Origin of the sequence: Vibrio sp. Sgm 5, assembly GCF_026241575.1 — a bacterium.
Lineage (GTDB): Bacteria > Pseudomonadota > Gammaproteobacteria > Enterobacterales > Vibrionaceae > Vibrio > Vibrio jasicida.
On record NZ_JAPHPY010000030.1, the window covers coordinates 56,174 to 71,011 of the forward strand.

General features: G+C 45.6%; 16 protein-coding genes. 1 reads left to right on the plus strand and 15 read right to left on the minus strand.

What is annotated here, in order from left to right; genetic code table 11:
* Positions 1–59: 59 nt before the first annotated feature.
* The 15 genes from hisS to trmJ all read right to left on the minus strand — a co-directional run bounded on the left by hisS (position 60) and on the right by trmJ (position 13,664).
* A complete protein-coding gene (gene hisS, locus OQJ86_RS16555) occupies positions 60–1,328 on the minus strand; it encodes a histidine--tRNA ligase (RefSeq protein ID WP_038869595.1) in 1,269 nt (422 codons plus the stop codon).
* A 55-nt stretch (positions 1,329–1,383) separates the two neighbouring features.
* Entirely contained in the window at positions 1,384–2,502 is a 1,119-nt protein-coding gene (ispG, locus tag OQJ86_RS16560; protein ID WP_005424674.1) for a flavodoxin-dependent (E)-4-hydroxy-3-methylbut-2-enyl-diphosphate synthase, read from the minus strand.
* Between the two features lie 5 nt (positions 2,503–2,507).
* Positions 2,508–3,464 carry a cytoskeleton protein RodZ gene (rodZ, locus tag OQJ86_RS16565; RefSeq protein WP_102388859.1) on the minus strand — a complete coding sequence of 319 codons (957 nt, stop codon included), beginning with the start codon at positions 3,462–3,464 and terminating at the stop codon, positions 2,508–2,510.
* Positions 3,465–3,877: 413 nt separating this feature from the next.
* Positions 3,878–5,005, minus strand: coding sequence for a bifunctional tRNA (adenosine(37)-C2)-methyltransferase TrmG/ribosomal RNA large subunit methyltransferase RlmN (locus OQJ86_RS16570; protein WP_038869592.1), 1,128 nt, complete (start codon positions 5,003–5,005; stop codon positions 3,878–3,880).
* Between the two features lie 210 nt (positions 5,006–5,215).
* A complete protein-coding gene (gene ndk / locus OQJ86_RS16575; protein ID WP_038869590.1) occupies positions 5,216–5,641 on the minus strand; it encodes a nucleoside-diphosphate kinase in 426 nt (141 codons plus the stop codon).
* 99 nt (positions 5,642–5,740) lie between these two features.
* The gene (gene pepB / locus OQJ86_RS16580) at positions 5,741–7,039 is read right to left on the minus strand and encodes an aminopeptidase PepB (protein ID WP_038869587.1); all 1,299 of its coding nucleotides are present in this window, start codon (positions 7,037–7,039) and stop codon (positions 5,741–5,743) included.
* Between the two features lie 171 nt (positions 7,040–7,210).
* Positions 7,211–7,405, minus strand: coding sequence for a Fe-S cluster assembly protein IscX (iscX, locus tag OQJ86_RS16585; protein WP_038869586.1), 195 nt, complete (start codon positions 7,403–7,405; stop codon positions 7,211–7,213).
* A 47-nt stretch (positions 7,406–7,452) separates the two neighbouring features.
* A complete protein-coding gene (fdx, locus tag OQJ86_RS16590) occupies positions 7,453–7,791 on the minus strand; it encodes an ISC system 2Fe-2S type ferredoxin (protein WP_005424889.1) in 339 nt (112 codons plus the stop codon).
* Between the two features lie 13 nt (positions 7,792–7,804).
* Positions 7,805–9,658 carry a Fe-S protein assembly chaperone HscA gene (hscA, locus tag OQJ86_RS16595; RefSeq protein ID WP_265988448.1) on the minus strand — a complete coding sequence of 618 codons (1,854 nt, stop codon included), beginning with the start codon at positions 9,656–9,658 and terminating at the stop codon, positions 7,805–7,807.
* Positions 9,659–9,679: 21 nt separating this feature from the next.
* Positions 9,680–10,195 (minus strand): co-chaperone HscB, encoded by a 516-nt coding sequence (gene hscB, locus OQJ86_RS16600; protein WP_042606293.1) that lies wholly within the window; start codon positions 10,193–10,195, stop codon positions 9,680–9,682.
* Between the two features lie 55 nt (positions 10,196–10,250).
* Positions 10,251–10,574 carry an iron-sulfur cluster assembly protein IscA gene (gene iscA, locus OQJ86_RS16605; protein WP_038869579.1) on the minus strand — a complete coding sequence of 108 codons (324 nt, stop codon included), beginning with the start codon at positions 10,572–10,574 and terminating at the stop codon, positions 10,251–10,253.
* Between the two features lie 74 nt (positions 10,575–10,648).
* Positions 10,649–11,032, minus strand: a complete 384-nt coding sequence (iscU, locus tag OQJ86_RS16610) for a Fe-S cluster assembly scaffold IscU (protein WP_005424883.1) — start codon at positions 11,030–11,032, stop codon at positions 10,649–10,651.
* Positions 11,033–11,069: 37 nt separating this feature from the next.
* Entirely contained in the window at positions 11,070–12,284 is a 1,215-nt protein-coding gene (locus OQJ86_RS16615) for an IscS subfamily cysteine desulfurase (protein WP_039978029.1), read from the minus strand.
* A 28-nt stretch (positions 12,285–12,312) separates the two neighbouring features.
* The gene (gene iscR / locus OQJ86_RS16620) at positions 12,313–12,819 is read right to left on the minus strand and encodes a Fe-S cluster assembly transcriptional regulator IscR (RefSeq protein ID WP_038881779.1); all 507 of its coding nucleotides are present in this window, start codon (positions 12,817–12,819) and stop codon (positions 12,313–12,315) included.
* A 125-nt stretch (positions 12,820–12,944) separates the two neighbouring features.
* Positions 12,945–13,664, minus strand: coding sequence for a tRNA (cytosine(32)/uridine(32)-2'-O)-methyltransferase TrmJ (gene trmJ, locus OQJ86_RS16625; RefSeq protein ID WP_038869573.1), 720 nt, complete (start codon positions 13,662–13,664; stop codon positions 12,945–12,947).
* A 232-nt stretch (positions 13,665–13,896) separates the two neighbouring features.
* Here trmJ and suhB point away from each other — a divergent pair, with 232 nt between their 5' ends.
* Positions 13,897–14,700, plus strand: coding sequence for an inositol-1-monophosphatase (suhB, locus tag OQJ86_RS16630; RefSeq protein WP_038869570.1), 804 nt, complete (start codon positions 13,897–13,899; stop codon positions 14,698–14,700).
* The last annotated feature ends 138 nt before the right edge of the window (positions 14,701–14,838 follow it).

The window sequence follows — 14,838 nt, forward strand, 5'->3', positions numbered from 1 at the left end:
CCTATCTTGGGAGCCTCGTTATTACAAATTAGGATATAATCTTTAGCTTATTAAAAGACTTAGATAAGTGCTGCGATCTTCTCAGCAACTTCTGCTTGATTGTAAGTCTCTTGCTCACCACCAACCAAATCTTTTAGTACTACGGTATTATCCGCAACTTCGTTTTCGCCCAGCACTAATGCTACAACAGCACCGACTTTGTCTGCGCGTTTAAACTGTTTCTTGAAGTTACCACCACCGAAGTGATTCATCACACGAACACCTGGAACAGCTTCACGAAGCTGTTCTGCTAGCTTCATGCCTACCATCATTGTGCCTTCGCCAGCTGTCACTACGTAAACATCAACACTTCGACGAACATCTGTTAGCTCTAGTGTTTCTAGCATCAAAACAAGACGCTCTAGGCCCATTGCAAAACCAACTGCTGGTGTTGCACTGCCACCTAATTGTTCTACAAGACCATCGTAACGACCACCGCCACATACTGTGCCTTGAGCACCTAAGCTTTCAGTGATCCACTCAAACACCGTACGATTGTAGTAATCCAGACCACGAACTAGACGCTCGTTAACTGTGTATTCGATACCTGCAGCGTCTAAAAGTTCACATAGACCTGCGAAGTGTGCTTTAGATTCTTCACCTAAGTACTCAGAAAGACGAGGTGCATCGCCTAAAATAGCCTGAACTTCAGGGTTCTTCGTATCCAGAACTCGCAGTGGGTTCGTGTGCATACGACGCTTACAATCTTCGTCTAGCACATCGATATGTTGCTCAAGGAACGCAACCAGTGCCGTGCGGTAATCTGCGCGATCTTCTTGAGAACCGATAGAGTTAAGCTCAAGACGAACATGTTCATGGATACCCAGCTCACGCCATAGACGTGCTGTCATCATGATAAGCTCAGCATCAACATCTGGACCATTTAGACCGAACACCTCAACACCACACTGGTGGAATTGACGGTAACGACCTTTCTGCGGGCGCTCATGGCGGAACATTGGCCCCATGTACCATAGACGTTGTTCGTCACGGTTGATCAGGCTATTTTGAATACATGCACGTACACAGCCCGCTGTACCTTCAGGGCGAAGTGTTAGGCTGTCTCCGTTACGATCATCAAAGGTGTACATTTCTTTTGAAACGACGTCTGTCTCTTCGCCAACCGCGCGGCTGAATAGGTTTGTTTCTTCAACGATTGGCATGCGCACTTCGTTGTAGCCGTATGCGCTCACGGTACTTTTTACTGCGTTTTCAAGTTTCTGCCACAGCGGAGACTGAGTTGGAAGGCAGTCGTTCATGCCTCGGATTGCTTGGATTTTCTTTGCCACAATTATTACCGTCGCTTAGTAACCCGAGCACACTTAGTGTGCTCAAGCTATGAGATTAATCTTCTTGTTTGATATCGATGCGGTTAGCTTGGTCTAATACAGACGCTTTCGCACGGATTTTCGCTTCTAGCTGATTCACTAGATCATCGTTGTCGAAACGCTCTTTCTGACGTTTGCCGTCTTCGTAGAATGCGCTCTTCTTATTGCTGCCAGCTAGACCTAGGTGTGAAACCTCAGCTTCACCTGGACCGTTTACGACACAGCCGATGATAGACACATCCATAGGTGTGATGATGTCTTCTAGACGCTCTTCCAATGCGTTAACTGTGTTAATCACGTCGAACTCCTGACGTGAACAGCTTGGACAAGCAATAAAGTTGATGCCACGTGAGCGGATACGCAGAGACTTAAGAATATCAAAGCCAACTTTGATCTCTTCTACTGGATCTGCCGCCAATGAGATACGTAACGTATCACCGATGCCTTCAGCCAAAAGCATACCAAGACCAACCGATGACTTAACAGCACCAGCTCTTGCACCACCGGCTTCGGTGATACCTAGGTGTAGTGGCTGGTCAATCTGTTTTGCCAATAGACGGTATGAATCCACCGCTAGGAACACATCTGACGCTTTCACACTGACTTTGAACTGGTCAAAGTTAAGACGGTCTAGATGATCCACGTGACGCATCGCCGACTCTACCAATGCCTCTGGCGTTGGCTCACCGTATTTCATCTGCAGATCTTTTTCCAAAGAACCACCGTTTACACCAATACGGATAGGGATGTTTTTGTCACGGGCACAATCAACAACAGAGCGAATACGCTCTTCGTTTCCGATGTTACCTGGGTTGATACGCAAACAATCAACACCGTACTCTGCCACTTTCAGGGCGATACGGTAGTCAAAGTGAATGTCCGCAACTAACGGCACAGACACTTGCTGTTTGATGAGCTTAAAAGCTTCCGCTGCATCCATAGTAGGAACAGAAACACGTACAATGTCTGCTCCCACTTTTTCTAATGCTCGGATTTGTGCGACTGTAGCTTCCACATCAGTCGTGCGAGTGTTTGTCATTGACTGTACAGCAATCGGTGCACCATCACCAATTGGCACATCACCCACATAAATACGCGTCGATTTACGACGAATAATTGGAGATTCGTGTTGCATAATATTTATAACGGTAAAGTGAATCTAGCGACTTTGCCTGAAGTATACCCAGAAAGGTCGACAGGTTCACTTGCAAATGTCATGGTTACGCCTTCTGGTGCGCCTAATATCACTTTAAAAGGTGCTTTTCCGGCAAGTTCTACGTCTTGACCCGGTTTACGGGTCCCGCTTACTAGCGTTTTGCCATTCGAGTCCTTAACCTGAATCCAGCAGTCTGCTTTAAACTTCATGGTTAATAACGTCATGCCCTCTGGCACAACAGGCGTCATTGGTTCTTGAGTTGCTTGAGCATCTTCGATGACCGCAACAGGCTCTTCTGCCACAGCTTCTGTCACCGTTTCTTCAGTTGCTGCTACCGCGCTTTCTGCTTTACTTACCGTCTCGTCAGCAGATGAAACGGCTTCAGCAACTTCTACCACTGGCGCAACTTCCGCAGGCGTGCTTGCGATAAGTTCATCGGCACTCATTAGATCGATATCAGCATCGTCCGCTGTTTGTTCCGTTTCTGAACTTGATTCTGTCACAACTTGAGCAAGGCTGTTTTCTTGCTGGTTCTGCCACCACCAAGCGCCAGAGATACCAGTAATCACAATCGCAATCGCCCATGTGAGCAGCATAATTCGGCTATTGTGTTTCTCGTGTTTGGTTTTACGAGAGAAACTTTGCATCTCTGTTTCTTGTGGCTTAACGTGAACTTCAGAAGTTTGCTCTAAAGCTGCCAAAACAATCTTTTCATCAAGCCCAACAAGCTTTGCATAAGAACGTAAGTAACCACGAGTAAACGTAGTAACTTGCTGTGCTTCAAATCGATTACTTTCAATATCTTCAATAACAGAAACGCGAAGTCTTAGGCGATCAGCAACATGCTTCTGAGTCATCCCTAGAGATTCGCGTTTGTTTTTTAGTAACGTGCCAGCTTCCATAGAAAGCGGGACTTCATTGGTGTTTTCGTGTTCTGTCATAATGGCGGTATTTAATCTGTTTGGTGGCTAACACAGTTATTTATTTTCGTTTTTGTTCTTAAGCCTCACTTAAAGATAGCTAGCCTAAACGCGTTAACCAAAATAATCTTTTAGAAATTCTCAGTGTTCGGAGTATGAATGCTCGCTTGCAATGAATCAGCAAACGTAATTGAGAGAATACTGAGAATAGTCAGTGTCTTTGTTATATTTCGCTCACCATGATAAGCGAATGTATAAGGAAGACAAAAACTCTTTGCTCTCAAATTAACAGATAGCTCAAGCTTTTGTCCAAAAATTGACACAGCTAAGTAATATTTCTACTCACAACGCTGTGTCTATAAGGATACAGTGTAGATATTACAAACAAAATAGCCAGAGCATAAGGCTCTGGCTATTCAAGAATTTGTTACAACTTATACTGCTTTTACGTCGATGGTTTCTGCACCACGCGCAGCTTTTAGAGATGCTGTACGTTTGGTGCGGTCAATAACATCACCAACTAACTGCCCGCATGCGGCATCGATATCATCACCACGCGTTTTACGAACCGTTACCGTGTGTTCGTATTGCATCAATGTTTTCTGGAAACGGTCGATGCGTGAGTTACTTGGTTTTTTGTAAGGAGAACCTGGATACGGGTTAAACGGAATCAGGTTGATCTTACATGGCGTATCTTTCATGAGTTCCGCAAGTTCACGAGCGTGGTCCATATCATCATTCACATGATCAAGTAGTACGTACTCAACGGTTACTTTTCCGCGATTAGCATTCGATGAAGCGATGTAACGACGAACGGATGCAAGGAAATCTTGAATGTCCCAACGGTCGTTGATCGGCATAATTTGGCTACGCAGTTCATCATTTGGCGCGTGTAGAGAGATCGCCAATGCGACGTCAATTTTACCCGTCATCTGATCAAGACCAGAAACCACACCAGAAGTAGATACGGTGACACGACGTTTAGACAAGCCAAAGCCAAGATCATCAAGCATGATTTCAAGCGCAGGGATAAGGTTCTTCATGTTTAGAAGAGGCTCACCCATGCCCATCATTACCACGTTAGTGATTGGGCGACGACCGGTTTCTTTTTGCAAACCAACTTCGCGCGCAGCACGCCATACCTGACCAATGATTTCAGAAACTTTTAGGTTACGGTTGAACCCCTGTTGAGCAGTTGAACAGAACTTACATTCCAGCGCACAACCTACCTGAGACGATACACATAATGTCGCACGATCTTCTTCTGGGATATAAACCGTTTCTACGTCCTGATCACCCACCTTCATCGCCCACTTGATTGTGCCGTCTGAAGAGTGCTGAGCTTCTGCTACCGTTGGTGCTTTGATTTCGCACTTGTGTTGCAGTTTTTCACGTAGCTTCTTGTTGATGTTCGTCATGTTATCGAAGTCATCAACACCGAAATGGTAGATCCACTTCATAACCTGATCCGCACGGAACGCTTTTTCGCCTAGCTCTTCCGCGAAAAATTGACGCATGCCTTTGCGATCAAAGTCGAGTAGATTGATTTTTTCAGTGGTCATGTTGCCTCTCAATGACTGAAACAAGAATAAGGGCGCGAATTGTACAGCCTTTATGCAGCTACAACAAGGGTTCTAAGACCCTGAGTTTGCTAAGGCATTAAAATCCTATAGATTAAATTTTAGACAATAGGTGTGATCAGTTCTCAGTCAATTTTCGATAATAAAAAGCCCCGGAAAATTCCGAGGCTCAACATTCATATTAGAACAAGATTAACGCGGGCAAATCTCTGACTCAGGGAAGAAGAATTCAATCTCACGAGCTGCAGATGTAGGGCTGTCTGAGCCATGAACAGAGTTGTAACGCATACTAAGTGCGTAGTCTGCACGGATAGTGCCACATGCCGCTTCTTCTGGATTTGTTTTCCCCATTAGCTCACGGTAACGAGCGATTGCATCTTCACCTTCCAAAACCTGAACCATGATAGGACCAGATGTCATGAACTCTTTCAGTGCAGGGAAAAAAGGTTTGCCTTCATGTTCTGCGTAAAAACCACTCGCCTGTTCTTCTGTCAGATGAACCATTTTTGCAGCAACGATGCGTAGACCAGCTTTTTCAATGCGGTGGTAGATCTCACCAATCAGATTGCGTTCTACAGCGTCGGGCTTAACAATTGAAAACGTTCTTTCTAGAGCCATAAAGTTTCCTTTTTGTACTTGTAATAATAGTTTTATATGAGTGACTTGCGTCTCTCTTAGTTATACCAGTACAGACAAAAGTCTGCACTGGCAAAAGTCTTATTTCGTGGCTTGTTCGTTTAGGAAACGGGCAAGAGTACGAACCCCCATACCCGTCGCACCAGCAGACCATTTATCTGACGCTGACTTACGGTAAGTACCCGCGCAATCAAAATGCAACCAACCTTTCTTGTAATCTTCAACGAAGTAAGACAAGAATGCCGCGGCAGTGCTCGCACCAGGAGAGTAATCACCAGAACTGATGTTAGACAGGTCAGCAAAGTTTGATGGCAGCATGCCACGGTGGAAATCAGCAAGAGGTAGTGGCCACAGACCTTCTTTCTCTTGGTTCGCGGCCGTTAGCGCTTGATGAGAAAGCTCGTCGTCAAAACTCATTAGCGCATGGTAATCATTACCTAGTGCGTTCTTCGCTGCGCCTGTCAGCGTTGCACAGTCAATGATGAGCTCTGGGGTTTGCTCACTTGCGTAAATAAGACCATCAGCAAGTACCAAGCGCCCTTCGGCGTCGGTGTTCATGATCTCAACCGTCTTACCGTTTTTGTAGGTGATGATGTCGCCAAGTTTAAGCGCACGACCAGATACCATGTTCTCAGCACAACAAAGAATCAGCTTCACACGCTTGTTCAGACCACGAAGAATAGCGAGACCAAGACCACCAGTAATCGTACCTGAACCGCCCATATCAGCCTTCATTGCCGTCATGAAGTTTGATGGTTTCAAGCTGTAACCGCCTGAGTCAAATGTAATGCCTTTACCAACTAAGCATGCAAAGACTGGTGCGTTTTCATCGCCTGTTGGGTTGTAATCAAGTTGCAGCATTGCTGACGTTCGCTCAGAACCACGACCCACTGCGTAGATACCTTCCCAGCCTTCCGACAGTAGGTCTTTATCTTTTACGATACGAGCAGTAACTGTACCTTGAGGCGCAACAGATTTGATGAATTCCGCAGCCATGGTTGCCAGTTGACGAGGGGCAACTTCTTCTGCTGTTTTGTTGATAATGTCACGAGTAAAGTCGGTTGCAGTGATGCGAGCATGAAGCTCAGCTTGGTCTTTTTCAGACAGAGCAATCCACTCTAGTGTGCCGTGTTTTTTCGGGTTGCGGTAACCTTGGTGGAAAGCCCAAACGCTTTCAACATCCCAGTTATCACCAGCAAGTAGAATTGAACGAATTCCTTGGCCATCTAGTTGACGAGCTGCACGTTGGACTGCGCCAAGATCATGCCCTTCACCTAGGTGAATCGTTGCGCCATTTTCAGCGAAAGAAAGCAATGCTTTGTCGCCCCAATGTGGTGCCGCTGGTTCTTGGCTTAGAAATACAGACATCTGTGTAGACATGGTTTCTCCTTGTCTTATAACGGCGTTGCCTACGCCTCTTCTTTTTAATAACTAACGGATGTTAGCATTATGTAGGGTAAAAATGTCAACTTGATAAAAAAACGGACCTTGAGGTCCGCTTTTTTTAGTGAGAATTGTTAACTCTGCTGCGTTTTACCGCCGAATCGAGCATTAGTCAGCTTCATCCATCCAGCACAAGATAACGGCTTCTAGGATCTTTTCATTAGAACGGTTTGGTTCATCGTCAAACTCTTCCAATTCAGTGATCCATTGATGTAAATCCGTAAAACGTACCGTTTTAGGATCCGTATCAGGAAACTTGTCACAAAGCTCAATCGCGATGTCGCGAGAATCTGTCCATTTCATTGCTCATCTTCCTTTTGCTTCGCCCCTATATTATTGGGGAGATAGTATTAGTGATCTTCTGACGCGTGGTTCAACGTGTATTTCGGAATCTCAACAACCAAATCTTCATCAGCGACCTTCGCTTGGCAACCTAAGCGAGATTCTGGTTCCAGACCCCATGCTTTATCTAGCATATCGTCTTCTAGTTCTTCACTCTCTTCCAGTGAATCAAAACCTTCACGAATGATCACGTGGCAAGTTGTACAAGCACATGACTTTTCACATGCGTGTTCAATACCGATACCATTTTTCAGTGCTACATCTAGAACGGTGTCACCAGTGTTTGCTTCCAACACTGCACCTTCTGGGCACAAATCTTCGTGCGGTAATACAATAATCTTAGGCATAACTACTTATCTCTTATATATCATTAACTGACTGACCAGACAGTGCAGCTCGAATTGATTTATCCATACGTCGCGACGCAAAGTCTTGGCTTGCTTTGTCGGTGTCTTTAATACCTTGTTCGATTGCTGCGACATCGTCGCCATTGCGCAACTCGATCAACGCTTCAATAACTTTAACTAATGCTTGTTTTTCTTGCTCTGACAGCAATTCATCGCCATCAGCTTGCATTGCCGCAATCAAGCCCTCAATCACTCGGTCAGCTTCAACACGTTGCTCCGCTAGAGCTCGAGCTTGCATGTCTTCTTTCGCAAACGCCATTGAATCACGTAGCATGTTCGCGACTTCATTATCACTCAGACCGTACGAAGGCTTCACCTGAATCTCAGATTGTACGCCTGTGCTTTTCTCCATCGCGGTCACGGACAATAGACCGTCAGCATCCACTTGATAAGTCACGCGAATGTGTGCTGCGCCTGCTGCCATTGGAGGAATGCCTTTCAATGAAAAACGAGCGAGTGAGCGGCAATCGTCCACCATTTCACGTTCACCTTGAACGGTGTGCACTGTCATAGCCGTTTGACCATCTTTAAATGTGGTAAATTCTTGTGCTCGTGCAACTGGGATTGTGGTGTTACGAGGAATAATTTTCTCAACCAGGCCACCCATGGTTTCAATACCAAGAGACAATGGGATGACGTCAAGCAGAAGCATTTCAGAATCAGGTTTGTTACCTGCCAAAATATCCGCTTGGATACCGGCACCGATTGCGACGACTTCGTCTGGATTGATCGTAGTAAGCGGTTTGCGACCAAAGAAGTCACCGACCATTTCGCGAACAAGTAACGTTCGTGTTGAGCCACCCACCATTACGGCTTCGAGTATATCTTCTGCATCGACATCTGCATCTTTCAATGCTCGACGACAAGACATCAGCGTTTTCTTAACCAGAGGACGAATCAAATCTTCGAACTGCTCACGAGTCACTGAGCCTTTCCAGCCAAATACATCAACATCAACGCGGTCTTGCTCAGAAAACGCAATTTTCGTCTCGGTTGCAATGTTCAGCAACGCACGGTTTTTCTCAGCAGAAAGCGGCGCTTTTAAGCCAGCTTGCTCCATCAGGTAGTCTGCTAAAAGATGGTCAAAGTCATCACCACCTAGCGCCGAGTCACCACCTGTTGCTAATACTTCAAATACGCCTTTCGACAAGCGTAAGATAGAGATATCAAACGTACCACCACCTAAGTCGTAAACCGCAATAACGCCTTCTTGGCCAGAATCTAAACCGTAAGCAATCGCAGCCGCTGTTGGCTCGTTAAGCAGACGTAGTACATGAAGACCAGCCAATTTCGCCGCGTCTTTTGTACCTGCACGTTGAGCGTCATCAAAGTAAGCAGGAACAGTAATTACCACGCCAGCTAATTCACCACCTAGCGTTTCTTCTGCACGCTTGCCAAGCGCTTTTAGAATGTCGGCAGACACTTCAATCGGGTTTTTGTCACCTTGAGCGGTTTGCAGAATTGGCAGACCGTTGTCGCTTTCTTTAAATTGGTAAGGCAAAGATGGGTAGCGAGCTTGAATGTCTTTTAATGAACGGCCGATCAGACGTTTTACCGAGATGATGGTGTTTGCTGGCTCTAGCTCTGCTTTTGCTTTGGCATCGTAACCGACTGACGCTGAATCTTGCGTGTAGTTTACCACTGAAGGCAAAATGCTACGGCCTTGATCATCTGTCAGAGTTTTTGCGTCGCCGCTTCGAACTGATGCAACCAAAGAGTTAGTGGTACCTAAGTCGATACCCGCTGCTAACTTATGCTCATGAGGTGCCGAGCTTTGGCCCGGTTCTGCGATTTGAAGTAGTGCCATGATGGGTCCTTGTCACGCTAACTAGCCGAGGAGTTTGTCTTCAACCAGTTCAATTTCGTTCTTTAGTTTGGCAATAAATTTGAGTTTTCGAACTCGGTCTGCGGCTTCTGGCCAAAGACTATTATCAAGTTCTTTTTCTACACTCACCAAATGCTGTTTGTACATTTTGCTGACCTTAGAGTCGAAGTCAAAAAGCGCTGATTCCGGATCAGAGCTGTCAGCAATGTCTTCCAATTCTTCACGCAATTCCATTTGTTCCATCAAGAACATTGGGTCTTGCATAGTTTGCTGTTCACCACGAATTTCAATGCCATTTTCAGCCAAGAGATATTCCGCACGTGAAATAGGCTGCTTTAGAATTTGATAAGCATCGTTAATTTGCGCTGCTTTTTGTACCGCCATCAAGCGATCACGCTCAGAAGCAGTAGCAAAGTTATCTGGGTGGAAGCGTTTTTGTAGTTCTCGGAACTGAGAAGAAAGAAGGCTACCATCCAGCTTAAACTGACTTGGTAGCCCAAATAATTCAAAGTGATTCATTAAGATCGGGTCCTAGTAAAGCCTTCTGGACTCGGTCGCCCAGAAGGACGAACAATTAGACGTTGAAGCTTTCACCACAACCACATTCACTTTTTGCATTCGGGTTGTTGAATTCAAAGCCTTCATTCAACCCTTCCTTCACGTAATCTAACTCGGTACCGTCTAAGTACACCAAGCTCTTCTGATCGATGATGATTTTCACACCTGAAAGGTCAAATACTTCATCTTCTTCGTTAAGATCATCGACAAACTCAAGTACGTAAGCCATGCCGGAACAGCCTGTCGTCTTCACTCCAAGACGCAAACCGACACCCTTGCCTCGGTTGTCTAGGAATGCTTTTACGCGACTTGCCGCTGTTTCTGTCATTGTGATGGCCATACTGCACCTTAAGTTTGTCTAAATTACGTTTTGGAATGGGAGCGTTTTAAGGGCTCCCATTATATACGGAATACTTATTCCTGGTGTTTTTTCTTGTAGTCAGCAACTGCTGCTTTGATTGCATCTTCCGCTAGGATTGAGCAGTGAACTTTCACTGGTGGAAGCTCTAGCTCTTCTGCAATCTCAGAGTTTTTGATAGATGCCGCTTCGTCGATAGACTTGCCTTTTACCCACTCAGTTACGAGTGAGCTTGAAGCAATCGCACTACCACAACCGTATGTTTTGAATTTCGCGTCTTCAATGATGCCTTCTGGCGTCACTTTGATTTGAAGTTTCATTACGTCACCACAAGCTGGTGCGCCAACCATGCCGCTGCCTACTGATGGGTCTTCTTTATCGAAAGAACCAACGTTACGTGGGTTCTCATAGTGATCAATTACTTTTTCGCTGTATGCCATGATAAATTACCTCGAATCCTCTATTCAGTCCGTGAGATTAATGATGAGCCCATTCAACAGTGCTCAGATCAACCCCTTCCTTGTACATATCCCATAGAGGAGACATGTCGCGTAGCTTAGTCACTGCAACGCGGATTTGTTCAATTGCGTAATCAATTTCTGCTTCAGTCGTGAAACGACCAAATGAGAAACGTACTGAGCTGTGCGCCAATTCGTCGTCTAGACCAAGAGCACGAAGAACGTAAGATGGCTCTAGGCTCGCTGATGTACAAGCACTACCAGAAGAGACTGCTAGGTCTTTTAGTGACATCAGTAGAGATTCGCCTTCTACGAATGCAAAGCTCACGTTTAGGTTGTGTGGAACACGCTGTTCTAGATCACCATTCACCGTTACTGCTTCTAGATCTTTAACTCCATCTAGAAGACGGTTACGGAGTGCTAATGCGTGATCGTAATCTTTTTGCATGTCTTCTTTTGCTACGCGGAACGCTTCACCCATACCTACGATCTGGTGAGTTGGAAGTGTACCCGAGCGGAAACCACGCTCATGACCGCCACCGTGCATTTGCGCCTCAAGACGGATTCGGGGTTTGCGACGTACGTAAAGTGCGCCGATACCTTTAGGACCGTAAGCTTTGTGCGCAGACAGTGAAATAAGGTCAACTTTCATTTCTTGAACGTCGATTGGCAACTTGCCTGCCGACTGTGCAGCATCCACATGGAACACAATCTTACGTTCACGACATAATTCGCCGATTGCGGTGATGTCTTGGATAACACCAATCTCGTTGTTAACGTGCATGATTGAAACCAAAACAGTATCTTCACGCATTGCTGCTTGCAGCTTGCCTAAATCAACTAGGCCGTTTGCTTCTGGCTCTAGGTAAGTCACTTCAAAACCTTCGCGCTCTAATTGACGACATGGGTCAAGAACGGCTTTGTGCTCTGTTTTACAAGTGATTACGTGTTTACCCTTCTTAGAGTAAAAGTGAGCAGCACCTTTGATTGCAAGGTTGTCTGACTCGGTAGCACCTGATGTAAATACGATTTCGCGTGGATCTGCATTTAGAAGGTCAGCAATTTGCTCACGAGCAGTATCTACAGCTTCTTCTGCCTGCCAGCCGTAACGGTGCGAACGCGAAGCTGGGTTGCCAAATGTGCCATCCATTGTCATGTACTGAACCATTTTTTCAGCAACACGAGGATCGACTGGACATGTAGCGGAATAATCAAGATAAATCGGCAGTTTCATTCTCTACTCCAATGTAAAATGCTGACCGCTAAGAGCGGACGTTTACACCGATGGGCGCGGTGGTTGTATTTTTGTTTGATAACCCATGAGTGACCACAAGATCAATGTCCTGACGATCAGAAATTTCTAAGACTTCATTATCTGTCATTAACTCACCGAGCGTAATGTTATTTAAGAAGTCACTAATGCGAGAGCTTAGGTCACGCCACAAAGTGTGGGTTAAGCAACGAGTGCCACCTTGGCAGTCGCCTTTGCCTTGGCATTTGGTTGCGTCAACTGACTCATCAACCGCTGCGATAACAGTGCCAATAGCAATGCTGTGAGCGTCAGTACCCAGTCGGTAACCACCGCCAGGACCACGAACGCTGGCAACAAGACCGGCTTTGCGCAATTTTGAAAAAAGCTGCTCTAAGTATGAGAGCGAGATACCCTGACGCTCTGAGATATCAGCTAGAGGTACTGGGTTTTGTTGCGAGTGCAGTGCCACATCCAGCATGGCCGTCACCGCATATCTTCCTTTAGATGTAAGTTTCATACCACACCGTATCCACATCGTTTGTAATGATTAGGATTTTTCCATACCCGACTAAAATGGTCAAGTATTTATTTGACTAAAATAGTCAGGTATTCATCCTTACACCTAAGGTGGTTATTCTTTGTTCAGAGCTTCTTTTCAATCGCCGTCAAAACACCACGCAAGATATTAAGCTCTTGAGCCTCTGGTCTAGCTCGTGAATACAAACGACGAAGCTTGTTCATCACCTGACCAGGCTGATCTTTGCTAATAAATTGGGTCTCCACCATTACTTTTTCAAGGTGTTCGAAGAACATTTCTAATTCTTTATGGCGAGGGTACTCTTCAGGCTCACTTGGCGTGTACTGACTTTGTTCTAGGTTGAGGTGTGCAACACGCACTTCATAGCTCAGCGTCTGTACAGCCATTGCTAGGTTGAGCGAGCTGTATTCAGGGTTAGCTGGAATGCAAACATGGTAGTGACACTTCTGCAATTCTTCATTAGTGAGGCCTGTTCTTTCTCGGCCAAATACCAATGCAACAGGGTGCTTTTGGCCTTCGACGGCAAACTTTTCACCACATTCACGTGGTTCAAGCATTGGCCATTCTAAAGTGCGTGAACGTGCACTAGAACCAACCACTAGGCCACAATCTTCAATGGCATCTTCTAGTGTTTTTACTACCTTGGCATTTTGTGCAATATCACCTGCCCCTGCCGCTAGTGCTAGGGTTTGGTCGTCGACCTCACATTGCGGATCAACCAATACAAGCTGGCTTAAACCCATGACTTTCATTGCTCGAGCTGCCGAGCCAATGTTGCCTGAATGAGAAGTTCCGACGAGTACGACTTTTACTTGATCCAACATCTGTGATTGCTACCTAAATTAAAACCGAAGGATATTACCATAATTTTTTAACACACCCTAGGGTGAAGCAGGTTTCTATTCGCATTCGCATCAATTGTTTTTCAGCTTTAAGGTAGGGCTAATTAGTGCGGCTTTTACATGCGACCAAAAAATAACCACTTCCCTTTTCTCTGCACTCTGGTATACTCGCCGCCGCTTTAAATTGTTCTTTAACATCCGTTGGGAAATTCGTATGCATCCAATGCTAAACATTGCTATTCGCGCTGCGCGAAAAGCAGGCAATCATATTGCTAAATCATTAGAAAACACAGATAAAGTTGAGTCTACGCTAAAAGGCACTAATGACTTTGTTACTAACGTAGACAAAGAAGCAGAAGCTATCATCATTGATACTATCAAGCACTCTTACCCAGAGCACTGTATCGTTGCTGAAGAAGCTGGTCTTATCGAAGGTAAAGATAAAGACGTACAATGGATCATCGACCCACTGGATGGCACCAATAACTTTGTAAAAGGTTACCCAACGTTCGCAGTATCTATCGCGGTTCGCTTCAAAGGTAAAACTGAAGTGGCTTGTGTATACGATCCAATGCAAAACGAGCTATTCACTGCACAACGTGGTGCTGGCGCTCAACTAAACAACGCTCGTATTCGTGTAGCTCAACTGAAAGACCTTCAAGGTACTGTTCTAGCAACTGGTTTCCCATTCAAACAGAAGCAACACGCTGAGTCTTACATCAAAATCGTAGGTTCTCTATTCACTGAATGTGCTGACTTCCGTCGTAGCGGCTCTGCTGCTCTTGACCTATGTTACGTGGCTGCAGGCCGTGTTGATGGTTACTTCGAACTAGGTCTAAAACCTTGGGATATGGCAGCGGGTGAGCTTATCGCTCGTGAAGCTGGTGCAATCCTAACTGACTTTGCTGGCGGCACTGAGTACATGAAGTCAGGCAACATCGTTGCTTCTAGCGCTCGTGGCGTTAAATCAATGCTTAAACACATCCGTGAAAACGGCAACAGCGCGATCCTTAAGTAAGATTCTGAAGTCATACTAAGCCCGTCACGCTGATGACTTTTGAATAGCCCCGCTCATTGAGCGGGGCTAATTATATGGTCCGCCTCACTCTCAAGCCCTACGCTTAGAGTAGGCTCTCAGAACGAGGTGAACCATATG

Excerpts from the sequence above, each read along its gene's own strand:
- ndk (WP_038869590.1), bottom strand. The coding sequence starts at position 5,641 with ATGGCTCTAGAAAGAACGTTTTCAATTGTTAAGCCCGACGCTGTAGAA.
- suhB (WP_038869570.1), top strand. The coding sequence starts at position 13,897 with ATGCATCCAATGCTAAACATTGCTATTCGCGCTGCGCGAAAAGCAGGC.
- hscB (WP_042606293.1), bottom strand. The coding sequence starts at position 10,195 with ATGAATCACTTTGAATTATTTGGGCTACCAAGTCAGTTTAAGCTGGAT.
- OQJ86_RS16570 (WP_038869592.1), bottom strand. The coding sequence starts at position 5,005 with ATGACCACTGAAAAAATCAATCTACTCGACTTTGATCGCAAAGGCATG.
- iscX (WP_038869586.1), bottom strand. The coding sequence starts at position 7,405 with ATGAAATGGACAGATTCTCGCGACATCGCGATTGAGCTTTGTGACAAG.
- ispG (WP_005424674.1), bottom strand. The coding sequence starts at position 2,502 with ATGCAACACGAATCTCCAATTATTCGTCGTAAATCGACGCGTATTTAT.
- fdx (WP_005424889.1), bottom strand. The coding sequence starts at position 7,791 with ATGCCTAAGATTATTGTATTACCGCACGAAGATTTGTGCCCAGAAGGT.
- iscA (WP_038869579.1), bottom strand. The coding sequence starts at position 10,574 with ATGGCCATCACAATGACAGAAACAGCGGCAAGTCGCGTAAAAGCATTC.
- hscA (WP_265988448.1), bottom strand. The coding sequence starts at position 9,658 with ATGGCACTACTTCAAATCGCAGAACCGGGCCAAAGCTCGGCACCTCAT.
- iscU (WP_005424883.1), bottom strand. The coding sequence starts at position 11,032 with ATGGCATACAGCGAAAAAGTAATTGATCACTATGAGAACCCACGTAAC.
- OQJ86_RS16615 (WP_039978029.1), bottom strand. The coding sequence starts at position 12,284 with ATGAAACTGCCGATTTATCTTGATTATTCCGCTACATGTCCAGTCGAT.
- rodZ (WP_102388859.1), bottom strand. The coding sequence starts at position 3,464 with ATGACAGAACACGAAAACACCAATGAAGTCCCGCTTTCTATGGAAGCT.
- trmJ (WP_038869573.1), bottom strand. The coding sequence starts at position 13,664 with ATGTTGGATCAAGTAAAAGTCGTACTCGTCGGAACTTCTCATTCAGGC.
- iscR (WP_038881779.1), bottom strand. The coding sequence starts at position 12,819 with ATGAAACTTACATCTAAAGGAAGATATGCGGTGACGGCCATGCTGGAT.
- pepB (WP_038869587.1), bottom strand. The coding sequence starts at position 7,039 with ATGTCTACACAGATGTCTGTATTTCTAAGCCAAGAACCAGCGGCACCA.